At 73.6% G+C, this 21,487-nt stretch carries 16 protein-coding genes; 7 read left to right on the forward strand and 9 right to left on the reverse strand.

Annotation, left to right across the window (positions count from 1 at the left end):
- Window positions 1-55: 55 nt before the first annotated feature.
- Together FB458_RS20390 and FB458_RS20395 are read right to left on the reverse strand one after the other, a co-directional pair.
- Complete coding sequence (locus FB458_RS20390) at window positions 56-1,057, reverse strand: ABC transporter permease (RefSeq protein WP_246061422.1); 1,002 nt, start codon at window positions 1,055-1,057, stop codon at window positions 56-58.
- 301 nt (window positions 1,058-1,358) lie between these two features.
- Window positions 1,359-2,777, reverse strand: a complete 1,419-nt coding sequence (locus tag FB458_RS20395; RefSeq protein WP_141850101.1) for a replication-associated recombination protein A — start codon at window positions 2,775-2,777, stop codon at window positions 1,359-1,361.
- 99 nt (window positions 2,778-2,876) lie between these two features.
- Here FB458_RS20395 and FB458_RS20400 point away from each other — a divergent pair, with 99 nt between their 5' ends.
- Both FB458_RS20400 and FB458_RS20405 read left to right on the forward strand, forming a co-directional pair.
- Complete coding sequence (locus FB458_RS20400) at window positions 2,877-3,863, forward strand: trypsin-like serine peptidase (protein WP_141850102.1); 987 nt, start codon at window positions 2,877-2,879, stop codon at window positions 3,861-3,863.
- A 116-nt stretch (window positions 3,864-3,979) separates the two neighbouring features.
- Window positions 3,980-4,375: a carboxypeptidase-like regulatory domain-containing protein gene (locus FB458_RS20405; RefSeq protein ID WP_141850103.1), complete on the forward strand. Its 396-nt coding sequence runs from the start codon at window positions 3,980-3,982 to the stop codon at window positions 4,373-4,375.
- A 9-nt stretch (window positions 4,376-4,384) separates the two neighbouring features.
- Here the strand turns inward: FB458_RS20405 and FB458_RS20410 are convergent, their stop codons facing one another.
- On the reverse strand, window positions 4,385-6,073 hold the full coding sequence (locus tag FB458_RS20410) for a peptide-N4-asparagine amidase (RefSeq protein WP_141850104.1): 1,689 nt from the start codon (window positions 6,071-6,073) through the stop codon (window positions 4,385-4,387).
- A gap of 58 nt (window positions 6,074-6,131) precedes the next feature.
- Entirely contained in the window at window positions 6,132-7,928 is a 1,797-nt protein-coding gene (gene aspS, locus FB458_RS20415) for an aspartate--tRNA ligase (RefSeq protein WP_141850105.1), read from the reverse strand.
- A gap of 89 nt (window positions 7,929-8,017) precedes the next feature.
- Between aspS and FB458_RS20420 the strand changes: the two genes are divergently transcribed.
- The 3 genes from FB458_RS20420 to FB458_RS20430 are packed head-to-tail and all read left to right on the forward strand — an operon-like array spanning window position 8,018 to window position 10,871.
- Window positions 8,018-9,121, forward strand: coding sequence for a LolA-like protein (locus tag FB458_RS20420; RefSeq protein ID WP_141850106.1), 1,104 nt, complete (start codon window positions 8,018-8,020; stop codon window positions 9,119-9,121).
- On the forward strand, window positions 9,118-10,059 hold the full coding sequence (locus FB458_RS20425) for an ABC transporter ATP-binding protein (RefSeq protein WP_141850107.1): 942 nt from the start codon (window positions 9,118-9,120) through the stop codon (window positions 10,057-10,059). Before FB458_RS20420 ends, FB458_RS20425 begins: the two co-directional genes overlap by 4 nt.
- Window positions 10,056-10,871: an ABC transporter permease gene (locus FB458_RS20430; RefSeq protein WP_141850108.1), complete on the forward strand. Its 816-nt coding sequence runs from the start codon at window positions 10,056-10,058 to the stop codon at window positions 10,869-10,871. Before FB458_RS20425 ends, FB458_RS20430 begins: the two co-directional genes overlap by 4 nt.
- A 466-nt stretch (window positions 10,872-11,337) precedes the next feature.
- Here the strand turns inward: FB458_RS20430 and FB458_RS20435 are convergent, their stop codons facing one another.
- On the reverse strand, window positions 11,338-12,120 hold the full coding sequence (locus FB458_RS20435) for an alpha/beta fold hydrolase (protein WP_141850109.1): 783 nt from the start codon (window positions 12,118-12,120) through the stop codon (window positions 11,338-11,340).
- Window positions 12,121-12,458: 338 nt separating this feature from the next.
- On the opposite strand from FB458_RS20435, the gene FB458_RS20440 reads away from it, so the two are divergent.
- Window positions 12,459-13,643: an NYN domain-containing protein gene (locus tag FB458_RS20440; RefSeq protein ID WP_170185772.1), complete on the forward strand. Its 1,185-nt coding sequence runs from the start codon at window positions 12,459-12,461 to the stop codon at window positions 13,641-13,643.
- Window positions 13,644-14,089: 446 nt separating this feature from the next.
- Here the strand turns inward: FB458_RS20440 and FB458_RS20445 are convergent, their stop codons facing one another.
- Window positions 14,090-14,881, reverse strand: a complete 792-nt coding sequence (locus tag FB458_RS20445; RefSeq protein WP_141850111.1) for a lipase family alpha/beta hydrolase — start codon at window positions 14,879-14,881, stop codon at window positions 14,090-14,092.
- A gap of 118 nt (window positions 14,882-14,999) precedes the next feature.
- Here FB458_RS20445 and FB458_RS20450 point away from each other — a divergent pair, with 118 nt between their 5' ends.
- Window positions 15,000-18,362, forward strand: coding sequence for a glucodextranase DOMON-like domain-containing protein (locus FB458_RS20450; RefSeq protein ID WP_211356115.1), 3,363 nt, complete (start codon window positions 15,000-15,002; stop codon window positions 18,360-18,362).
- Between the two features lie 12 nt (window positions 18,363-18,374).
- Here the strand turns inward: FB458_RS20450 and FB458_RS20455 are convergent, their stop codons facing one another.
- Genes FB458_RS20455 through FB458_RS20465 form a run of 3 tightly spaced genes read right to left on the reverse strand, consistent with a single transcriptional unit; the run spans window position 18,375 to window position 21,487 of the window.
- Window positions 18,375-19,106: a glycosyltransferase gene (locus FB458_RS20455; protein ID WP_141850113.1), complete on the reverse strand. Its 732-nt coding sequence runs from the start codon at window positions 19,104-19,106 to the stop codon at window positions 18,375-18,377.
- Between the two features lie 10 nt (window positions 19,107-19,116).
- Window positions 19,117-19,776, reverse strand: coding sequence for an NUDIX domain-containing protein (locus FB458_RS20460; protein ID WP_141850114.1), 660 nt, complete (start codon window positions 19,774-19,776; stop codon window positions 19,117-19,119).
- 7 nt (window positions 19,777-19,783) lie between these two features.
- Window positions 19,784-21,487 carry a CTP synthase gene (locus FB458_RS20465; protein WP_141850115.1) on the reverse strand — a complete coding sequence of 568 codons (1,704 nt, stop codon included), beginning with the start codon at window positions 21,485-21,487 and terminating at the stop codon, window positions 19,784-19,786.

Raw genomic sequence — 21,487 nt, forward strand, 5'->3', positions numbered from 1 at the left:
CTGGTTCACGTTCCGGCCGGGGCCGGACCGAGCGTGGGGTCGCCGGCGGGTGCGCTCAGCGACGGGTGTTGGGGTCGAACGCGTCGCGCACCGACTCGCCGAGCAGGCTGAGGGCGAGGACGAGCAGCGCGATGGACGCGACCGGCGGCCAGAGCCACAGCGGGTAGGCCGCGTAGGAGTTCTGGGCCAGCGAGACGGTGCGCCCCCAGGAGGCGGTCGGCTCGACGAGCCCGGCGCCGAGGAAGGACAGCGTCGCCTCGCTGGCGATGTACGCCGGGACGGCGATCGACGCCGACACGATGATGGGGCCGACGAGGTTGGGCAGGATCTCGCGGAAGAGGATCCGGCGGGTCGGCACGCCGATCACCCGCGCCGCCTGGACGAACTCGCGCTCGCGCAGCGAGAAGACCTCGCCGCGGATGAGGCGGGCCAGGCCGATCCAGCCGAAGAAGACCAGCACGCCGATGATCGTCCAGAAGCGCACCGTCGAGGTCTGCTCGGCGGAGAGGATCTGCCCGTTGCCGACCCGGTTCTGGATGATCGGCACGAGGGCGATGACGACGAGCAGGTAGGGCAGCGAGAGCAGCAGGTCGACGACCCACGAGATGACCCGGTCGGCGATCCCGCCGAGGTAGCCCGCGACGAGACCGAGGACCACGCCGAGGACCGTCGAGGCCAGCGCGGCGACGAAGCCGATGATGAGCGAGGGCCGGGCGCCGTACGCCCACAGGGCGAACAGGTCGCGACCGGTGCGCGGCTCGACGCCGAACCAGTGCTGGGCGTTGGCGCCGATGATCGGCAGGGTGTCCGAGGCCGAGATGAGCTCGGAGTGGTAGGTCCCGAGGGTCTCCCCCTCGATCCCCACGAGGACCGGCGCGAACAGCGCGATGAGCACGAAGAACAGCACGACGACGGTCGAGCCGATCGCCACCTTGTCGCGCCGCAGGCGCGACCACGCGACCTGGCCCGGCGAGCGCCCGGCGCGGACGTCGCCGGCGGGAGCCGGGGCCGCCCCCTCGAGGGTGTCGTCGACGAGGGCGGTCGTCACCTGGGACACGCGGGGGTGGTCCTTCCGGTCGGGGTCGGCGCCCGCCTGCTGCCGGGGGCGCCCCCGCGTGCCGCCCCCTGGGAGGCACGCGATGGCGGTCACCTTGTCACGCGACCCACGGGGAGACGGAAGGCGCGCGCCACCGTTGATGTCAGATCGTTACCTCCGACACATGCTGGAGACATGTCGTTGACATCGGTGTCACGCAGACCGCAATTCGTGCCGTCCGGGCGGCCGCGCACCGCAGCAACGCCCGTACGACGTCCCGACGACGGATGATCCTGCAGGTCCGCCCGGGCGGCGGAGGGGCTCAGCGACCGCGCAGCCGCTCCGACAGCCAGCGCCACCGCGCCGACAGCCGCTCCTCGAAACCGCGGTCCGTGGGCCGGTAGTACGCGGTCGGCGGGTCGGCGTGGGCGAGGTCGTCGGGCAGGTACTGCTGCGCGGCGACGCCGTCCGGCTCGTCGTGCGCGTAGACGTAGCCGTCACCGTGCCCGAGCCGGGACGCGCCGGCGTACCCGCTGCCGCGCAGGTGCACCGGCACCGTCCCCCCGCGGCCGGCGCGCACGTCGGCGATGGCGGCGTTGATGCCGGCGTAGGCGGCGTTCGACTTCGGCGCGAGCGCGTTGTGGACGACGGCCTGCGCGAGGATGATCCGCGCCTCCGGCATGCCGACCTGGGCGACGGCGTGCATCGCGGCGACCGCGGTCTGCAGCGCGGTCGGGTCGGCCATGCCGACGTCCTCGCTGGCCGAGATGACGATCCGCCGCGCGACGAAGCGCGGGTCCTCCCCCGCCTCGAGCATCCGGGCCAGCCAGTGCAGGGCAGCGTCGACGTCGCTGCCGCGCATCGACTTGATGAGGGCGGACGCGACGTCGTAGTGCTGGTCGCCGGTGCGGTCGTAGCGGACGGCGGCCTGGGCGACCGCCTGCTCGACGTGGGCGAGCGTCACCGTCACCGGCTCGCGGGTCCCGTCCGGCGGCGGCGCCGAGGGCGGTACGGCGTCCTGCGCCACCCCGGCCGCGGCCTCGAGCGAGGTGAGCGCGCGCCGGGCGTCGCCGCCGGCCAGCCGGACCAGGTGGGCACGGGCGTCGTCGGCGAGCGCGTACTCCCCCGCCAGCCCGCGCTCGTCGGCAACCGCGGCGTCGAGCAGGTCGCCGAGGTCGGCGTCGGCGAGCGGCTCGAGGGTGACGAGGACCGAGCGCGAGAGCAGCGGCGAGATGACCGAGAAGGACGGGTTCTCCGTCGTCGCGGCGACGAGCACGACGACGCGGTTCTCCACGCCGGGCAGCAGGGCGTCCTGCTGGGCCTTGCTGAAGCGGTGGATCTCGTCGAGGAACAGGACGGTCTGCCGGCCGTAGAGGTCGCGGTCCCGGACCGCCTGGTCGAGCACCGCGCGGACGTCCTTGACGCCGGCGGTCACCGCGGACAGCTCGACGAAGCGCCGCTCGGCGGCGGTCGCGACGAGGTGCGCGAGGGTCGTCTTGCCGGTGCCCGGCGGGCCCCAGATGATGGCCGACAGCGGGCCGGCCGTGCCGCCGCTGCCCTCGACGAGCCGGCGCAGCGGGCTGCCGGGACGCAGCACCGTGGCCTGCCCGCGCACCTCCTCCAGCCGACGCGGCCGCATCCGCACGGCGAGCGGCGGCGCCGTCGCCGCCGACGGGTCCGGGGCGTCGCGGGCGCTCTCGGCGCGGGCCGCGGCGAAGAGGTCGCCGGTCTCGTCGGTCATCGGCTCGCAGCCTAGCGACGTATCCGGCGGCCCCCCGAGCCCTCCTCCCCCCGACGCCGCCACCAGGGAGCGCGGCGCACGACGGAAGGACCACCTGCCATGTCCACCACCCTCGCCTCCTCACCCCGCCGCCGGCGGCTGCGCCGCGCCCTCGTCCTGCTCGCCGGGGTCGGCGTCGCGACGGCCGCGCTCACCGCGGCCGGCACCGGCGCCGCGAGCGCCGGGCCCTCGCCCGAGTCGACGGCCACGTCGGCCACGACGTCGGCGACGACCCGTGCGCTCGACCCCGACGCGCTCGTCTCGAGCACCGGTCGGGTCGTCACGCCGCAGCAGGCCGCGACCGCCCTCGCCTTCAAGGGCGCCGTGCCCCGCGGGTCGAACCCGTCACCGGGGCGCGCGCACGTCTCCGGCGGGATGACCGCCAACAGCGTCATCGGCAGCGACGACCGCTTCCAGGTGCTCGGCACGACGTCGTACCCCTTCAGCGCCACCGTCCTCATCCGGCGCAACGGCGCGCTGCACTGCACCGGCTGGATGATCAGCAAGGACACGATGCTCACCGCCGGCCACTGCGTGCACACCGGCGGCACGGGCGGCAGCTGGTACTCCGGCCTGACCTTCACGCCCGGCAGCAACGGGGGTACGGCGCCCTTCGGCACCTACACCTCGCGCGGCACCTGGGCGCTCAACGGCTGGCTGAACAGCGCCTCGTCAGACTACGACGCCGCGATCGTCAAGCTGAGCTCGCCCGTCGGCAGCAGCACCGGCTGGTACGGCATGTGGTGGCAGAGCGCGGCGCTCGACGGCCTCTTCACCCGGGTCACCGGCTACCCCGGTGACAAGCCGAGCACGCAGTGGATGTCGTACGACCAGGTCCGCGCGTCGCAGACCTACCGGATCTTCTACGACAACGACACGACCGGCGGCAACAGCGGCTCCCGGTGTGGCAGTACCGCGGCTCGACGGCCGCCTACTGCGCCGGCGGCCCGTGCGCGATGGCCATCCACACCAACGGTGTCGGCTCGCTCAGCGCGACGCACAACAGCGGGACCCGGATCACCCAGGCGAAGTTCACGACCTTCATGAACATCGTCGCCCAGCCCTGACCGCGGCGGGAACGGGAACGATCGACCGGGCGGGGTGTGTCCTCCAGGGCACACCCCGTCCGGCGTGCCGCACCGGTCCTGTACCGAAGGAGAGCCATGAACCACCCCCTGCGCGCCACCACCGCCCTGCTGCTGCTCCTGCTCGCCGCGTGCGGGTCGGCGTCGACCGCGGGCACCGTAGCCGGTCCCGACGGGGCTTCCGCCGGACCGCTGGACGCGGGGTCGCGCGCCGCTCCCCCGTTCGGCGGGCACGTCACCGACGCCGCCGGGGCCCCGGTCGCGGGGGTCCTCGTCGAGGCGACGAGCCTCGACCGCCCGCTCAAGCCGGTGCCGGAGAAGGCCGTGCTCACCGACGGCGAGGGGCGCTACGAGTGGTACGGGCTGGCCCCGGGCCGCTACCGCCTGCAGGTGAGCCTGGGCGCGAGGTCGGGCTCCGCCGAGGCGACGACGGCCCCCGGCGGCAGCGTCGAGATCGACCTCGTCGTGCGCTGAGCGGGCGGGCTACGACCAGGTCGTGCGGTCGGCGACGACGACGCCGTTCACCGAGTGCAGCCGGCGCTGGTACGACGTCGTCGACCCGTCCGCGCCGCGGTCGGTCACCGTGGACCACGAGCGGGTGTCGGCCTCTCCGTGCCGGTCCTCGCGCGGGACGCCGTACACCCACGAGGCGGTCCCGTCGTAGCCGCTGGTCTCCTGGTGGTCGGCGAGGACGCTCGCGCCTCGGGTGACGACGTGGCCGGCGTGCCAGGTGATGGCGAGGTCGCCGGTGACGTCGTACGCACCGTCGACGCCGGCGTGCGGGTGGAAGCCGAGGGTGCCGTCCTTGGCGTACCGGCGCTCGTCGGTCGTCACGGTGGCGCGACCGGCAGCGGGCGTGGCCGTCACCGTCTGGGTGTCGCGCCAGGCCGCGTGCAGCGTGTCGTCGCCCTCCTGGTCGGTCCAGACGTGGGCGCTGGTGTTGCGCAGGGCGCGCTGCACCGTCGTCGTCACGCGGCCGGTCGAGGTGCGCACCCAGCCGGTGGCGGTGAAGCTGCGGGTGGCCGTCAGGTCGACGTGGCCCGGGCCGTCGCCGGTGCCGGCGACGTCGCTGGTGACCTTCGGCTCGCCGGTGCTCGACGAGGTGAGGCCGCCGGTCACCTGCGTGGCCCCGGCGTCGCGCCAGACGCGGAACGACGGGGAGAGGGTCCACCCCGACTGGCCGTCGGGCAGGCCCACGACGTGCACGCGCAGCTGGTGCGGCCTCCCATCGGTGAGGGTGCCGACGAAGGGGGTGAGGTCGTAGCCGAGGGCCGGGATGTCGAACGCCTTCGGGGACGGTGTCGTGTACCAGAGGAACGGGTTGGACCAGCCGCCGGTGTAGACGACGGCGTACGGCGCCGCGACGCCGGCCAGGCGCCCGTCGATGCTCACGTCGACCTCGCGGTATGGCAGGCCGTCGGAGCACGAGTAGCCGGTCGAGGTCGGGGCGCTGGTGTCCCAGAACTCCTCGCAGCCGCCGCCGGAGCCGGTCGCGTCGACGGCCGCCAGCAGCCGGGTCGCGTTGCGCGGCAACGTCATCGAGCCGACGAGGTCGGTGCCGTCGCGGACCGGGTCGGCGAGCGGGAGGACCGCGTCGGGTACGTCGGCCGCCGGCGCGCCGGGGCCGGTGGCGTAGAAGTCGAGGTCCACGGTGACGTCGAGGACGCCGGTGTAGGTGGTGTCGACGACGTTGCCGATGAAGGCGCTCACGTCCTGCCGCTTCTCCAGCAGGGCGCTGAGGTCGGTGACGTCCTTCTCGACGTGCCAGTGGATGCCGGCCGCGCTCGGCTCCGGGGTGGACAGGGTCAGGGCGCGCACGCCGCCGATGTCGACGTAGCCGAGCCGGTCGAACTGGCGCCCGGCCACCGAGCCGTCGAGGCGCAGCACGACCTTCGACCACGGCCCAGGGCACGACGCCGGCGGCACGTGCTGGTGGTGGTAGACGTCGAAGTCCGCGAACGGGTGGTCGACGACGCGCTCGGTGCAGCGCCGGGTGGCGGGCACGGCGACCGGCGGCTCGGGCGTGCGCGGGTTGTCCCACGAGTCGCCGTACTGGCTCGGCGGGGTGGGCGCCGCCGCGCTGACGGCCGGCGCGGACGCCAGCCCGGTGAGGGCGGTGAGCACGACCGCGACGGCGGCGAGGACGACGAGGCGGCGCGTGCGGCGGGTCACGGCCGTGACGCTAGACCCGCCCGCGCCGTCCCGCACGTCGAGGGCCGGCCCCCGGGGTTCAGGCCTCTGCGGCAGACGCGTCCTTCTTCTCGGGCTTGCTGTCGACGCCGGCCTCGGTGCGCTGCTGCGGCGTGATCGGCGCGGGCGCCCCGGTCAGCGGGTCGTAGCCGCCGCCGCTCTTGGGGAAGGCGATGACCTCGCGGATCGAGTCGGCGCCGGCCAGCAGCGCGCAGATCCGGTCCCAGCCGAAGGCGATGCCGCCGTGCGGCGGGGCGCCGTACGCGAAGGCGTCGAGGAGGAAGCCGAACTTCTCCTGCGCCTCCTCGGGGGCGAGGCCCATGACGTCGAAGACGCGCTCCTGGACGTCGCGGCGGTGGATACGGATCGACCCGCCGCCGATCTCGTTGCCGTTGCACACCATGTCGTAGGCGTAGGCGAGCGCCGGCCCCGGGTCGGTGTCGAAGGTGTCGAGGAACTCGGCCTTGGGCGAGGTGAAGGCGTGGTGGACCGCGGTCCACGCGCCGGCGCCGACGGCGACGTCACCGGCGGCGACGGCGTCGCCGGACGGCTCGAAGAGGGGTGCGTCGTTGACCCAGAGGAAGCTCCACGCCGCCTCGTCGATGAGGCCACCGCGGCGGCCGATCTCCAGACGCGCGGCGCCGAGCAGCGCCCGGCTGGCCTTGGCCGCGCCGGCGGCGAAGAAGACGCAGTCGCCGGGCTGGGCGCCCACCTGGGCGGCGAGGCCGGCGCGCTCCTCCTCGGAGAGGTTCTTGGCGACCGGGCCGCCGAGCTCGCCGTCCTCCTGGACGAGCACGTAGGCCAGGCCGCGCGCGCCGCGCTGCTTGGCCCAGTCCTGCCAGGCGTCGAGCTGCTTGCGCGGCTGCGACGCCCCGCCGGGCATGACGACGGCGCCGACGTACTCGGCCTGGAAGACCCGGAACGGGGTCGAGGCGAAGTACGACGTGCAGTCGACGAGCTCCTGACCGAAGCGCAGGTCGGGCTTGTCCGTGCCGAAGCGGGCCATCGCCTCGGCGTAGGACATCCGCGGGAACGGCGTGGGCAGCTCGACCCCGATGAGGCGCCAGAGCGCGACCGCGAGCTCCTCGCCGAGGGTGAGGACGTCGTCCTCCTGCACGAAGGACATCTCGATGTCGAGCTGGGTGAACTCCGGCTGCCGGTCGGCGCGGAAGTCCTCGTCGCGGTAGCAGCGGGCGATCTGGTAGTACCGCTCCATCCCGGCGACCATGAGCAGCTGCTTGAACAGCTGGGGGCTCTGCGGCAGGGCGTACCAGGAGCCGGGCGCGAGGCGGGCGGGGACGATGAAGTCGCGCGCGCCCTCGGGCGTGGAGCGGGTCATCGTCGGGGTCTCGATCTCGACGAAGTCGTGGCCGGCCAGCACCTCGCGCGCGGCGGCGTTGACCTTGCTGCGCAGGCGCAGCGCCGCGGCCGGGGCCGGGCGGCGCAGGTCGAGGTAGCGGTAGCGCAGCCGCGCCTCCTCACCGACCGTGACGCGCTCGTCGATCTGGAAGGGCAGCGGCGCGGCCGGGTTGAGCACCTCGATCGAGCTCGCCGTCACCTCGACCTCGCCGGTCGGCAGGTTGGTGTTGGCGCTGCCCTCGGGCCGCGCGCCGACGGTGCCGGTGACGGCGACGCAGTACTCGTTGCGCAGGTCGTGCGCGCCGCCCTGCTCGAGGACCTCGTCGCGGACGACGACCTGGACGACGCCCGAGGCGTCGCGCAGGTCGAGGAAGGCGACGCCGCCGTGGTCGCGCCGCCGGGCCACCCAGCCCGCGAGGGTGACGGTCTGGCCGGAGTCGCCGGCACGCAGGGTGCCGGCGTCGTGGGTGCGGAGCACGGAGAGGTCCTTCGGTCGGGAGCGGGCCGCCATCCATCCTAGGTTCCCCGCGAACCCGTCGTGACAGGCCTCTGACGTACCGTGCGCCCATGAACCGCCGCGGGCGCTGGACCGTCGTCCTGCTCGTGGTGGCCGTCCTCGTCAGCCTGCCGTCGGTCGTCGGCGCCTGGCCCGTGGGCGCCTCCGACCGGCGCGACGCGGCGGCGCTGCTCGCCCGGGTCCGCGCGGCGGCCGACCACCCGTACTCCGGCTACGCCGAGAGCACCGGCAGCCTGGCCCTGCCGACCGGTGGGCAGCTCTCGGACGTCGCGTCGCTCCTCGGTGGCCGCACCCAGCAGCGGGTGTGGTGGCGCGGCCCGACGGACTGGCGCGCCGACACGCTCAGCCCGACCGGCGAGCTGAGCAGTCGCACCTCCGCCGGCGGCACCCAGGTCTTCGACTTCGAGGACACCGACGTCGCCCGCAGTGCCCCGGACGTGCCCGGCGCCGTCCGCCTCCCCCGGGCCACGGACACCCTGCCCCCGGCGCTCGCGGCCCGGCTGCTGAGCGGGGCGACGGCGGGACAGGTCTTGTCGCTGCCCGCCCGAAGGGTGGCCGGCCGCGTCGCCGACGGGCTGCGGCTCACTCCGGACGAACCGCTCTCGAGCATCGCCCACGTCGACGTGTGGGCCGACCGGGAGTCGGGCGTCCCACTGACCGTCGAGGTGTCCTCGCGCACGAGCGCCACCCCGGCCCTGTCGACCACGTTCCTCGACTTCAGCCCCGGCACCCCGGACGAGCAGGTGGTCGCCTTCACGCCGCCCCCGGGCGCGCGGGTCTTCACCCGGCGCCGCCTCGACCTCGCGCGGGCCGTCGGCCGGGACGGGGACGCCTCCTCGTTGCCCGCCACCCTGCTCGGGCTGCCGCGCGCCACCGCGGTCGACGGCCTCCCGGGGGTGGCGCAGTACGGCCGCGGCGTCACCCGGCTCGCGGTCGGCGAGCTGCCGGGTGAGGTCGCCGGGTCGCTGCGGGCCCAGCTGCGCGCGGCCGCCGGCGTCACCGCCGTGCCCGAGGGCCTCGAGGTCGCCGTCGGGCCCGTCGGCCTGCTCGTCACCGACCCCGCGGTGACCGGGCGGAGCTGGCTGCTGGCCGGCACCCTCACCCCGGCCGGGCTCGCGCAGGCGGCCGCCGCGCTGCCCCGGGCGGCGTCGTGACCGGCCAGGTCGTCGTCGCCACCCACGGCCTCACCAAGCGGTACGGCGGCGTCACCGCGGTCGACGCGGTCGACCTGCAGGTGCACGCCGGCGACGTCTACGGCTTCCTCGGCGCGAACGGCTCGGGCAAGACCACGACCGTCCGGTGCCTGCTCGGTCTCGTCCTCGCCACCTCGGGGTCGATCGAGCTGCTCGGTCGACCCATGCCGGCCTCGGCAGCCTCCGTGCTGCCCCGGGTCGGCGCCCTCGTCGAGGGGCCCGCGGCCTACGGTCACCTCTCCGGCCGCCGCAACCTCGTGCTGCACGACGCCAGCGGTCGCGGCGAGCGCGGACCCGCCGGGGGCGGGCGCCGCGACCGCACCGCCCGGGCCCAGGAGGTGCTCGAGCTCGTCGGGCTGGGGGCGGTCGGCAAGCGCCCGGTCCGCGCCTACTCGCTGGGGATGCGCCAGCGGCTCGGGCTCGCGGCGGCGCTGCTGCGCCGCCCGGATCTGCTCGTCCTCGACGAGCCGACCAACGGGCTGGACCCGCAGGGGATCCGCGAGATCCGCGGGCTGCTGCTCGCCCTGCACGCGCAGGGCACGACGATCTTCCTCTCCAGCCACCTGCTCGCCGAGGTGGAGCAGGTGTGCACCCGGATCGGTCTGCTCGACCGGGGCCGGCTCGTCCTGCAGGAACCGTTGGCCACGCTGCGGGCGCCCACCGGCCGCACCGTGGTCGTCACGCCCGACCCCGACCTCGCGCTGACCGCGCTCGACGGGCAGGTCGAGGGCCGTGACGGCGAGCGGCTGCTCGTGCGCGTCCCCGACCCGGCCGCACTCAACGCCCGGCTCGTCGAGGCCGGGGTCCGCGTGGCCGAGCTCGGTCCCGAGCGCCGCACCCTCGAGGAGGTCGTCGAGGAGCGCACGCACGCCCGGGCGGGCGACGAGGTGCCGACGTGATCCCGGTCGAGCTCGCGAAGCTCTTCGGTCGACGCCGGACCTGGGTCGCCCTGCTGCTGCTCAACCTGCTGCCGACGGTCGTGGCCGGGCTGCTCGCCTGGACCCGCCTGGCGCCCCGCCCGGGCACCGGTCCGGCGTTCCTCTCGGCGGTCGTCGCCGACGGGTCGCTCTTCGCCATCGCCGCGCTGGCCATCGTCCTGCCGCTCTTCCTGCCCATCTCGGTGGCGGTCGTGGCCGGCGAGGCGGTCGCCGGCGAGGCCCAGGCCGGCACCCTGCGCTACCTGCTCGTGCGCCCGGTCGGGCGCACCCGGCTGCTCGTGCGCAAGCTCGTGGCGGTGACGGCCTTCGTCCTCACGGCCGTCGTCTCGGTGGCGGGCGTCGGGTTCCTCGTCGGTCGGCTGCTGCTCGGCAAGGGCACGCTCCAGGGCGGGATGGTCAGCCTGTCGGGCTCGGTCCTCACCCCCGGCGACATCGCGTGGCGCACCGTCGTGGCGGTCCTCTACGTCACCGTCTCGATGCTCGGCGTCGCCGCCCTCGGGCTGTTCCTCTCAACGCTCACCGACTCGCCGCAGACCGCGAGCCTCGGCGCGATGGCCTTCCTCATCGGCAGCTCGCTGCTGCTCACCGTCGACGCCGCGCGCCCGCTGCAGCCGTACCTCCCGACGCGCTACTGGCTCTCCTTCGTCGACCTCTACCGGGACCCCGTCCTGTGGAGCAACCTCGAGCGCGGGGTCGGCCTCCAGGCGGTGTACGTCGTCGTCTTCCTCGCCGCCGCCTGGGCCAACTTCGCCACCCGCGACGTCACGAGCTGACGGGTAGTCCTCGAACTCCCCGTAGTCCAGTGCACTGAGTCGTTGGCCGATCTTCGACCACGTCTCGCCAGCCGGAGCCTGCACTCTTGATGACAACCAGGCTGTGAGCTTCGCCGGACGTCGACGTTGACGTCGAGGTGATGCCGCGTCGTCGATGTCGCCGGCTCGGCGATCGGAGTTGGCGAGCAACTCCGGCGTGCGGACCGTGACATCGAACCACTCTTCATCGGGCGCGCGGACCGACGATCGTCCGTGCGTTCAGCGCGACGTCGGACGGCCACTCACGCGGCCGTGTCGGGCACCTCGATCAACGTCCGACTTGCGGCACGACAGTCCTCCACGGGGCACATGAGGGTGACTTGACACGTGATGCCGTCGACGGATTCCACGCCTCCGGGCCGTACATCCTCCGAGGCGACCGTCAGCGACAGAAGCGGGGCGCCGCCGGCCGGCCGGGTGACATCCCTCAATCGGTGTGGTCGAGGATCAGTCGGGTCGCTTCGTGCGGTGCGTCCCATTGAGGGAAATGACCGCATCGCTCGAACCAGTGCAGCTCCGCGTCCGGGAAGAGCTGCGTCGCACGGGCGGCCTGTCTCGGCACGGTCACCAGGTCGCGACGACCCCACCCGATCGTGACCCGGCCGGGGACCGTGCCGGCAGGGGCTCCCTGTTGCTTAGGCCCCTTGATGAGAGCGCTCAAGGCCGCGCCGGTCGAAGGGGATTCGGCCAGCCCGCGCACGTCGGGCAGCACGGTCTCGCGCGAGAGCGCCCAGGGGCGAGCCGACAACTGCGCCAGCAGCAGAGTCCTTCCCGCCGGGCTACCGAGCAGCACCGGCAACATGCGTCGCAACGCCTTGACCAACGCGATCGACGGCCGCAGTGTGGCGCCGAAGACAGCGACCTCTCGGTCGCTCCAGAAGCCGCCCGGGTCCAACGCCACGGTGTCGCCGCCGACACCCCGCCGCGCGAGCTCGAGCACCATCCGGGCGCCCATCGACTGACCGACGGTCGAGACCCCGTCCAGGTCCTGTTCGCGGATGAACTCCACGACCGCGTCGGTCAAGGTGGCGATCGACACCTCGCTGGTCAACGGCGGCGACTCGCCGAATCCCGGAAGGTCGACAGCGATCACCTCACGATGCTCGGCCAGTCCATCGAGGATCGGGGACCACGATTGCCACCCGGCACCCAGACCGTGCACGAGCAACAGCGGGCTGCCACGCCCTCGCCTCACATAGTTCAACGTCATACCGGACCGGTACCCCCAACCGGGATGCGCACTCAGCAACACGGCATTCGATCGCGCCGAACCCCACTGTGCCCTAGAGGAACGTGGTCGACAGGCGGCGGGATGGGACGGCCGGACTCGCGGCGCAGTATGGCACGGCGGAAGCGACATGGCTGGTGGACCTCGCGTCGCGGGAGACCTGGACGGGACCCGGCTGCCGCAGCACACGAAGCGCCCACCCGAACCCCGTCTGTGAAGTCGAAGGACTCCGCCGGACGGACGTGCGCTGTACGGTCGAGCAGGAAAGTTGCGGCGACGAGTTGGGGGGACCAATGCGCCGGTTGACGTCGGCCTTGTACGTGGATTTCGACAACGTCTACATCGGGTTAGCCCAACTGGACGAAGCGACCGCGGAGGCGTTCGCCAACGACCCAGGTCGCCTCCTCCGCCATCTAAGCCAAGGAAGGGACGAAGACGGAGACTTCGAACGAAGGTTCTTGGTTCGAGACTGCTACCTGAACCCTCATCGTTTCGCTCGGTATCGCGCCCAATTCGTTGCCGCAGGCTTCCGCGTCATCGATTGCCCCTCCCTGACGCAGCGAGGCAAGTCGGCCGCCGACACGCACATCGTGATCGACGTGGTCGACGCCCTTTCCCATGTAACTCGCTACGACGAGTTCGTGATCTGCTCCGCCGATGCGGACTTCAGCCCACTCATGACCAAATTGCGCCGACACAATCGCAGAACACTCATGATCGCCGCTGGAAATGCTGCGCCGGCGTACCAAGCCGTCTGTGACGCCACGATGGGCGGGATGGAGCTCGTCACGGCTTTCTCGGACGACGACGAGGCACAGGATGACCTCGTCGACACGATCGACCGACTGTCGGTGACCGAGGATGAGTCCGATCGGGCAGTGGCCGCTATCCGCGAACGAGTTGCCGCGAGTGACGGCTCCGTTCCTGGATCGTCAGCCGCGGCCGCCGCATTGCGGGAGGTGCCGCACATCGCCGCGTCCGGATGGGCGGGGACTGGTGGGTTCGGCCCCTTCGTGCGACAACTCCTGCCTGAGTTGGAGTACCGCTCAACGGATAGTGGCGGTCTGGTGCTTGACCCGTCGCGGGAGGCATCCACGCCCTCCCAAGATGCCGACACTCCCGATGAGGTGCGATCACGGGTGGCGCGGGTGACCAAGGCGCCCCTGCTGACGTCCCAGCAGTATGCGGTCCTGTTCGACGGACTTGCCCAGGTTGCCAAGGTGCAGCCAAGGTTGGGGCGGATCGGTTTCGACGTGCGCGAATTGACCGCTGACTCAATTGCCCCGGTCCCGCGCACCTCGGTGAACTTCGTCGTGACCGGCCTCGTGTATGCCGGCGCCGACCCTCGGACAGTCGGTCTGGACGCGCGCGGACTAGCCGAACGTTGGTACGAATGCGTGCTCTATCGGTGCGAACAGGCCGGGCTCGAACTGACTGACGAGGAGCGAGGCGACGTTCAGGACTGGATTTTGAGCGACCTACCCCCAGCTGAGCGTCCGCAGTAGACGTGCCGTCGGCGATTCGGTATGCCCCCGTCCGAGTCATGAACGGCTTCTGACCCCGGTGGTCGAACGATCACCCGATGTGTTCGCGCGCGTTGAGCAGAGCCGCGATGCGATCGAATCGCGGCGAGTGGGACGGCCGCGCCCGCGACGCGGTGCTTCAGCGCACCCTCCGTTTCAGAGGTCTTACTTTGGCGAGTGCGCCGGAAGGGCTAGGACCTTGGCTTTCACTCGATCTGTGAATGAGCGCGTGCGGACCGTGTCGCGCGTCAGAGATGAGCCCGGCGTCTCCTCGGCTACGGCCTCATCGATCCCGGGCAAGAGCTCTTTGATGAGGTCCTCGGCGGCCTGTCTCATAATCAGGTGCCCCACTGTGGGCGATGTGTCACGGCTCTGACGCGATGGGTCGACATCGGACACTGACCCGCACGGCCTGCGCCAGGGGCGGGTCAGCAGATCGCGCCCGCTCGCGCCGTCGAGGTCGGCACCGGCCCGGTGCCCAGGGTGAGCGCGACGATCCGCTGCACCGCCCGGTCGCCCGGCAGCCCGCCGTGGCCCACGGTGACCGCCGGGCAGACGTCCTGCACGGCGGGGCTGGGAACTCCGGCCAGCACCGACGAGGTCGGGGGCACGACGACCTCGTCGTCGCGCGACCACAGCGAGAGGGCGACGAGGCCCACGGGCAGCGGCTCGCGGTCCAGCCGGGCCAGCAGCGCGCTGTCCGGAGCGAGCTCCTGGCACGCCGTCGGGCAGGTGCCGGGTACGAGCGAGCCCAGGGCCGCGACCTCGGTCCCGTGGTGCGGTGAGCCGAGCGTCACCAGCCGGCGGACCTGCCCGGCCCCGCCGTGCTCGAGGACGTAGAGGCGGGCCACGACGCCACCGGCCGAGTAGCCGACGAGGTCGACCGAGGACGCGCCGGTGCGACCCCGGACCGCGGACACCGCGGCCGCGAGCGCGTCGGCCTGGTCGTCGAGGGGGCCCTGGGCCCGGTCCGGCAGCGGGACGACGGTGACGTCGCGACCGGCGTCACGCAGCACGGCGGCCAGCGGCGCGAGGGACTGCTCCGAGCCGCCGTACCCGGGGACGAGGAGCACCGGTCCGGGCCTGGACGGGTCGACCGGCGCGGCCGCGTCGGACCGGTCGCGCAGCACTCCGACGGCGACCGCGACCGAGCCGAGCAGGGCGAGCCCGAGCACCGCGAGCACGAACCGCCGCCGGGCCGGGGCGAGGTTCGCGAGCACCGGCCCATGATGCGCGAGGACCCTGTCGGCGCGCCGTGACGCTCCAGGCTTGCCGCGCCCCCCGCGAGGCACCACGATGCGACCCGTGCGTCACACCTCACGCGCCACGCAGAGAAGCGTGGCCCTTCGCCGTCCACTCCTGATCCCCGTCGCGGCGGCCGCCGCGCTCGTCGCGGCCGTCCCGGCCCTGCCCGCCGTCGCGGCCCCCGCGACCCCGGCCTCCCCGACCTCGACCGACGCCGTCACCGGCGGCCCCGGCGCGATGAGCCACTTCGGCCTGTCGCGCAAGGACTGCCTGGGCACGGCCGCCAACCGCACCTCGAAGGTCTGGTACACCGTCGCGAACGGCGTCCTGTCCGACGTCTACTCGCCCACCATCGACAACACCAACGTCGAGACCCTGCAGCTCGCGGTCACCGACGGCTCGACCTTCACCGACCTGCAGAGCCGCGACGCGACGTACACCGTCCGCACGACGGACAAGGCCGGGATGGCCTGCGAGGTCACCTCCCGCGCGAAGAGCGGGAAGTGGACCCTCGTCACCGAGTACGTCACCGACCCGGCCCGCGACGCGGTCGTCATGAAGGTCCACCTGCTCACCCGCACCCCGGGCCTGCAGGTCTACGTCCGGTACGACGCCTCCGTCAACGGCAACGGCGGGGGCGGCGACGCCACCACCCAGAACGGTGGGGCCGACGACGCGTCGGTCGACGGCGCGACCACCGCACTGGTCAGCCGCGACCTGTCGACGGCCAGCCAGGCGGCGAACCGCGACTACGCCACGCCGCTGTACGGCGTCCTGCGAGCCGACCGCCCCTTCACCCAGGCGCAGAGTGGCTTCGTCGGGACCGCGAGCGACGGGCTGACCCAGCTCGACGCCGACCACCGGCTCACGTCGACGGCGACGACGGCCACCGCCGGCAACGTCGTCCAGACCGCCCGGCTCGACCTCGGCGGGTCGGGCACGGCCACCCTCGCCCTCGGCTACGCGCCGAAGCGGAACGCCGCCATCGCCGTCGCCGGCGCGTCGGCGACCGCGCCGTTCGCGAGCACCCGCTCCGCCTACGAGGACACCTGGACGGCGTACGACGCCCCGCTGCGCAAGCCCCCGCGCACCCTGCCGGGCCTCACCCCGGCCGCGAGCGAGCGCGCCGCGCAGGCCTACTGGCTCTCCGTCAACGTCCTCAAGGCCAGCGAGGACAAGACCTTCCCCGGCGCCGTCGCCGCCTCGCTGTCCAGCCCGTGGGGCCAGGCCGTCGCGGCCGGCACCAAGGTCAACGGTCAGCCGGTCTACTTCGGCTCCTACCGCGAGATCTTCGCCCGCGACCTGTACGAGGCCTTCACCGGCTTCCTCGCCGCCGGCGACGTCGCGACCGCGCAGGCGAGCACCCGCTTCCTCTTCGAGCGCCAGCAGCTGGCCGACGGCCGGATGCCGCGCAACAGCCTGCCGAACGGCCAGGTCGCGCCGGACACCGGCGGCGACCAGCTCGACGAGACGTCGTACCCGATCCTCATGGCGTTGCAGTCCGGCCTCGCCGGTGACGCGACGCTATACCGCGACCACATCAAGAAGGCCGCCGACTTCGTCGTCGCCCACGGTCCGTCGTTCGGCAACGAGCGGTGGGAGGAGCAGAGCGGCTACTCCCCCTCGACCATCGCCGCCGAGATCGCCGGGCTCGTCGCCGCGGGTCGGATCGCCGACGTCCAGGGCGACCACGCCGCCGCCCGGGTCTACCGCGCGACGGCCGACCACTACCAGCGCAGCATCAAGGGCTGGACGGTGACGTCGACCGGGCCGTACGCGACCGGTCGCTACTTCATCCGGCTGTCCAAGAACGGGAACCCGGACGAGGCCGTCACCTACAACCTCGGCAACGGCTCGGTCGACGCCGACCAGCGCTCGATCATCGACCAGGGCTTCCTCGAGCTGCCCCGGCTCGGCGTCCTGCCGGCGGGCGACCCCGACGTGCGGGCCTCGCTCAAGGTCGTCGACCAGGTCATCCGCCGCGACACCCCGACCGGCACCGGCTTCTACCGCTACGGCACCGACGCCGCCGGCTCCGAGGACGGGTACGGCGACTGCTGGACCGCCGACCCGACCGACTGCCCCGTCGACGGCCAGCCCTGGCCGACGACCGGCAAGGGTTCCGGCCACCTGTGGCCGGTCCTCGGCGGCGAGCGCGCCGAGCACCTGCTCGCCACCGGCAACGCGCCGGCCGCGAGCAGCCTGCTGCGCACGATGGACCGTCAGGCCTCCGGCGTCGGCCTCGTGCCCGAGCAGACCTGGGAAGACCCGGCCGTCGCCGCGTCGCCGTACGGCACCGACCCGACGCTGGCCTCGATCGGCTTCGAGCCGGGCAAGCCGGCCGGCTCGGCCGCGCCGCTGACCTGGGCCCAGGCCCAGGAGGTCCGCCTCGTGCAGTCGCTGGCCCAGGGCCGGCTCGTCGAGCAGCCGAAGGACGTCGCCGCCCGCTACGCCGTCGGCTCGGTCCCGACCGTGCCGGTGACGGTCACCGCGCCGGCCACCGCCGACTCGGCGACCACAGGCATCACCGGGACGGCGCCCGCGAACGCGCGCGTCGACGTCGCCGCCACCGCGACCGACAGCGGCGGGACGACGACGCTCGTCACCGTCCGCGCCGGCGCCGACGGCACCTGGTCCGCGACCATCCCCACCCCGACCGGCACGACCGTCGTCACGGCGACCGTGACGACCGGCGGGGCCACCGGGGCGACCGGCTTCGCGCAGGCGACCGTCGTGTCGTCGTACGTCTCCGGGACCGTCGTGCAGCAGGTCACCGACCCGACCGGGGACGACGACGGGCCGGGCACCTACGCCTACCCGACGGCGTCGGCCTTCCACCCGGGCGCGTACGACCTCACCGGGTGGCGGGTCGTCGACAGCGGCGACACCGTCGTCCTGCAGACGACGCTGGCCGACCTCACCCCGACCTTCGGGTCCGCGCTCGGCGCCCAGCTGCTCGACGTCTACGTCCACACCCCGGACGGCGCGCCGACCTCGACGTCGGCCGCGTTCCCGTCGCGCAACTACTCCATCGCGCCGGCCGACGCGTGGAGCCAGCGCATCGAGGTGCAGGGCTTCGCCCCGCCGGTGTGGGTCGACGCCACCGGCGCCAGCAAGGGCACCGCGACCGTCGTCGCCAGCCAGCCGGCGCGGACGATCACCATCAGCCTGCCCAAGGCCTCCCTCGGCGGGACGCCCGGACCGGGCTGGTCGTTCGCGGTCGTCCTCGCGGGCCAGGACGGGTTCTCCTCGGACCAGGCCCGGGCCTTCACGCCGACGCCGGGTGACTACTCGTTCGGCGTGTGCCAGCCGGGTGGGACGAGCCCGATCTGCGCGCTCGACCCGAGCACCGTGCCCAAGGCGATGGACGTGCTGACCCCGCCCGGGGTCGACCAGGCGAGCGAGCTCGACCCGACCGCCCCGCCGGTGGAGATCGCCGGGGTGCCGGTGGGCTGACCCGCCGGAGCCTCAGACCGCTCGCCGTCGTCGCGCCCTGTGCGCGGCGACGGCGAGCGCGCGTCCGAGCATCCACCGGGCGCGCAGGATCGTCGGCAGGCTGCGCCACCGGGTCGGCGTCTGGTTCGACCCGTGCAGCCGCCGCGCGACCGAGGGTTCCTCGAGGTGGGCGACGGGCCCGAGGAGGTTGCCCACCAGACCCAGCCACAGGTCGTGCGACTCGCGCAGGAAGCCCGGGAAGGGCAGCAGGACCTCGAGCACCTCGCGGCGCAGCCCCATCGCGCAGCCGAAGTACCACCGCACCCCGACGAGGACGAGAGCGACGTTGAGCGCCCGCCGCGGCCCGTCGGCCGCCCGCAGCGCCCACCGCGGGGGCTCGAGCGGCTCGCCGAGCACGGCGACGCTCGTCGCGACGACGGCCCGCTCCCCCAGCGCCGCGACCATCGCGTCGAGGCGCCCCGGCACCCACACGTCGTCCTGGTCGGCCAGCAGCAGCAGGTCACCGCGTGCGAGCCCCAGCGCGCGCTCGAACGTGCGGACGCTGCCGACGTTGGTCTCGTTGCGGGACAGGCGGATCCGCGGGTCGCGCAGCGCCTCGACCCGGGCGACCGTGTCGTCGGTGCTGCCGTCGTCGACGACGACGACCTCGTCGTCCGGACCGAGCTGGTCCAGGACGGAGCCGAGCAGCTCCTCCACCCACGCCGCGCCGTCGTACGTCGCGAGGCAGACGCTGACCCGGGTCACCGGGCCCGCCTCAGCGGTAGGCGGGGTGCCACGGCCACGGGGCGTCGTACGGGCGCAGCGAGGCCCAGCCCCGCGCCCGGGCGCCCCAGGCCGTGAGGACGCCGACGACGGCTCCGGGGTTGTGCACCTGGCCGGCGAGGACGGCGTCGTACGCCTCGTCGAGGGGCACCCACATCGCGGTGATCCCGGCCTCCTCGCCCTCTCGGACGAAGCCCTCCTGCGGCGCGGCGTCGTGCACGTCGCGGGCGAGGAAGACCCGCAGCGACTCGCTCACCCCGCCGGGCGAGGAGTAGAAGTCGGCCAGGACGTGCCAGGTCCCGGCGGCGAGGTCGACCTCCTCGCCGAGCTCGCGCGCGGCCGCCTCCCACGGCGGCTCCCCCGCCTCGTCGAGCAGCCCGGCGGGCAGCTCCCACTCGAGGGTGCGCACGGGGTGGCGGTACTGGCGGATCATCGCGACGTGGTCGACGCCGTCGACCTCGCGCAGCGCGACGACGATGACGGCGCCCGGGTGGTCGACGTACTCGCGGGTCACCTCACCGGCGTCGCCGAGGTCGACGCGGTCGCGGGTGACGTCCCAGACCAGGCCGCGGTACGTCGTCTCGCGGCGCACCACCGGGCGGTCGACGACCTCGTCGCGCAGGTCGGCGCCGGACCCGACGGGGATGTCCACGCGCGGCTCAGGCGTCCGCGGGCTCGACGGCCGGCTCGGCCGCGCGCGAGCGCTCGACCTCGACGAGCCGCTCGCCGCGCTGGCGGTCCAGGGCGGCCTCGACGAGCCCGGCGAAGAGCGGGTGCGCGCGGTCGGGGCGGGAGAGGAACTCCGGGTGCGCCTGGGTCGAGACGTAGTAGGGGTGCACGTCGGCGGGCAGCTCGACGAACTCGACGAGCTCGTGGTCCGGGGAGAGCCCGGAGAAGACGAGCCCGGCCGCCTCGAGCTGCGCCCGGTAGGCGTTGTTGACCTCGTAGCGGTGGCGGTGCCGCTCGTGGACGTGCTCGGTGCCGTAGGCCTTGGCGACGACGCTGCCGGGCAGCAGGTCGGCCGGGTAGCGCCCGAGGCGCATCGTCCCGCCGAGGTCGCCCGCGCCCTCGACGAAGGCCTTCTGCTCCTCCATCGTCGCGATGACCGGCGCCGGGGTGTCGGGGTCGAACTCGGTCGACGAGGCGCCGTCGATGCCGGCGACGTCGCGGGCGTACTCGATGACCATGCACTGCAGCCCGAGGCACAGGCCGAGCGTGGGCACCTGCTTCTCGCGGGCCCACCGCAGCGCCCCGAGCTTGCCCTCGATGCCGCGCACGCCGAAGCCGCCGGGGACGACGACCGCGTCGACGCCGCCGAGCGCGCGCTGCGCGCCGGCCTCGGTGCGGCACTCGTCGCTGGCGACCCAGCGGATCCGCACCCGGGCGTTGTGGTGGAAGCCGCCGGCGCGCATCGCCTCGGTCACCGACAGGTACGCGTCGGGCAGGTCGACGTACTTGCCGACGAGGGCGACCTCGACCTCGTGCTCGGGGTCGTGCACGCGCTGCAGGACGAGGTCCCAGTCGTGCCAGTCGACGTCGCGGAAGGAGAGGCCGAGCCGGCGCACGACGGTGGCGTCGAGGCCCTCGCGGTGCAGCACCTTGGGGATGTCGTAGATGCTCGGCGCGTCGACCGCGGCGGCGACCGCGTCGGCGTCGACGTCGCACATCAGCGAGATCTTGCGCTTGATGCCCTCGGGGATGTCGCGGTCGGCGCGCAGCACGAGCCCGTCGGGCTGGATGCCGACCTGGCGCAGCGCGGCCACCGAGTGCTGGGTCGGCTTGGTCTTCAGCTCCCCGCTCGGCGCGAGGTAGGGCACGAGCGAGACGTGCAGGAAGAAGACGCTGTCGCGGCCGATCTCGTGGCGGACCTGGCGGGCGGCCTCGAGGAAGGGCAGCGACTCGATGTCGCCGACCGTGCCACCGACCTCGGTGATGATGACGTCGGGCGCGTCGGCCGTGCCGGTCGCCTCGGCCCGCATCCGGGCCTTGATCTCGTTGGTGATGTGCGGGATGACCTGCACGGTGTCACCGAGGTACTCGCCCCGCCGCTCGCGGGCGATGACCGTGCTGTAGATCTGCCCGGTCGTCACGTTGGCCGACCCGGCGAGCGGGACGTCGAGGAACCGTTCGTAATGGCCGATGTCGAGGTCCGTCTCGGCCCCGTCGTCGGTGACGAACACCTCGCCGTGCTGGAACGGGTTCATCGTCCCGGGGTCGACGTTGAGGTACGGGTCCAGCTTCTGCATCGTCACGCGCAGGCCGCGCGCGCGGAGCAGGTGTCCGAGGCTCGAGGCGGTGAGCCCCTTGCCGAGCGAGGAGGCGACGCCCCCGGTCACGAAGATGTGCTTGGTCTGCTCCACCAC

It is taken from the genome of Lapillicoccus jejuensis (genome assembly GCF_006715055.1).
Lineage (GTDB): Bacteria > Actinomycetota > Actinomycetes > Actinomycetales > Dermatophilaceae > Lapillicoccus > Lapillicoccus jejuensis.